The following is a 1,752-nucleotide window of genomic DNA, read 5'->3' on the forward strand; positions in this document are numbered from 1 at the left end:
GAATACGCGTCCGGTCTCGTGCCATGCCTTGCCGGCGACTGCTCGTGCCTCGTCGCGTTGTTGCTGTCTGAGCTTGAGAGCGGCCAGGCAGATGTCGGGCAGGGGGAGGGTGGCGTCGGATGCCTGGGTCTTGGTGTCGTGGTGCAGGAGCGTTCCGCGTACGCGTTGCAGTTGCCGGCCGATGGTCAGCTCTCCGGCGTCGAGGTCGACGTCGGCCCAGGTGAGACCGAGGGCTTCGCCTTTACGCAGGCCGGTGACGAGGACCAGGGCGTACGCGGCGTAGAGCGGGTCGGCGTCGGCGCGGGCCGATTCGAGGAACCGGCGGGCTTCGTCGCTGGACCAGCTCCTGCCCCGTCGACGACGGACGGTGGCCAGGGTGACCGGCACGGCCGGGTTGCGGGTGATGAGGTCTTCGGCCTGGGCGTAGGTGAGGGCGGCCCGCAGTGCGGCCCGGATGTCGCTGACCGTGCGCGTCGACAGGACCGCCTGGCAGCACCGGCCGACCGCGCAGCAGCGCCGCTTCGGGATGCCGCTGGTGCGGTCTCTATAGTGCTCTTGGTGGCGATTCCATCAGTGTTGCAAGAGTCACTGCACGATCCGGTGTTCTGGGCGCGGTACACCTTTGCCCACGAGGAGGGGCCCGGGGCGGATCGGCTTGGTGACCTCCAAGGCCTGCTCGACGACGATGACGACGATGACGATGAGGACTCCGCCGACTCGTCACTCGACGTGGCCTTCGAGGTCGGCGATGGCCACCACGTCGTACTGAGCATCGACGCCTCCGCCGACTCCTACAGCCTGGGCATCACCACCCCTGACTTGGCCGAGCCAGCCGAGCTCGGATGGGACGACCTCGCACACTGGCACCCGCATGCGTTGCGCTGGCCCGAACTCGACCTGATCTGCCGGGCGATTGCCGCGCGGAATCCGCAGCTGCAGCACCCCGGGGCTCCGTTGGCCCTGCTGTGCCGGTTCGCTGCCGTCTTTGACGATGACGACGTGGACCAGGCCGTCGCCGCCGTCGACGAGGCATACGCCGCATTACGTCCTCCGCAGTGGGAGGGCTACTGGCCGTGCGGCGCTGACTGGCTCGATCGCGCCGACTTCCGTGGTGAGAACGTCATCTGGCAGCGGGACGAGGCCGGCAACCTCTGGGCCCACCAGGACGACGCCGACCGCGACGGCGAACCCTTTTACAGCACGCGGCTAGGGCCGGATTCCGGCACGGGCGACGGGTTTCCACACACCCCGCTCCGGGCCGTGCTGAGCGCTGCCAGGGCGACGGTGGGCGACCCGCAGGTGCCGGCCGGCTTCCAAGCGGGATAGGCAGCGCGGAGGCATCGAAACGACCAGCAGCGGGCGGCAGGAGACGGCACAAGACAGCAGTGAAGCCTTGCTATGCAGTGCAAGACGGCATCGGATGACATCCAACGGTGCCCCGTGCCCGCGTTCACACCGAAGAGGTCACTGGTTCGATCCCAGTATCGCCCACGCAGCTCAGGCCACTTCCCGGCTCTGGGAGGTGGCCTTTCTGCTGCCCGTACAGCAGCGAAGTACAGCAGCCGGTCATTGCGTCAAAGATTCGCCGAGGCGCTTGAGTGCATCCCTGGTCGCCTTGGATGAGACCTGGGTGTAGATCTCCATCGTTATCGAGAAGCGGGCGTGAGGATCTGCATGGCGACTCGCGGGTGGACGTCGAGGTCGGCCAGGAGGGTGGCGCAGGTCCGGCGGGCGTCGTGGACGGTGATCGGC

At 67.9% G+C, this 1,752-nt stretch carries 1 protein-coding gene and 2 pseudogenes; 1 reads left to right on the forward strand and 2 read right to left on the reverse strand.

Features of this window, described 5'->3' with window-relative positions; all coding sequences use genetic code 11:
- Window positions 1-522: pseudogene (locus Vse01_RS29065) on the reverse strand (site-specific integrase); the annotation flags it as partial.
- Window positions 523-549: 27 nt separating this feature from the next.
- Between Vse01_RS29065 and Vse01_RS29070 the strand changes: the two are divergent.
- Window positions 550-1,326 (forward strand): hypothetical protein, encoded by a 777-nt coding sequence (locus Vse01_RS29070; protein WP_198413153.1) that lies wholly within the window; start codon window positions 550-552, stop codon window positions 1,324-1,326.
- A 240-nt stretch (window positions 1,327-1,566) separates the two neighbouring features.
- On the opposite strand, the pseudogene Vse01_RS29075 reads toward Vse01_RS29070, so the two are convergent.
- A pseudogene (locus Vse01_RS29075) lies at window positions 1,567-1,752 on the reverse strand (site-specific integrase); the annotation flags it as partial.

It is taken from the genome of Micromonospora sediminimaris, assembly GCF_016863575.1.
Classification (GTDB): Bacteria; Actinomycetota; Actinomycetes; order Mycobacteriales; family Micromonosporaceae; genus Micromonospora; species Micromonospora sediminimaris.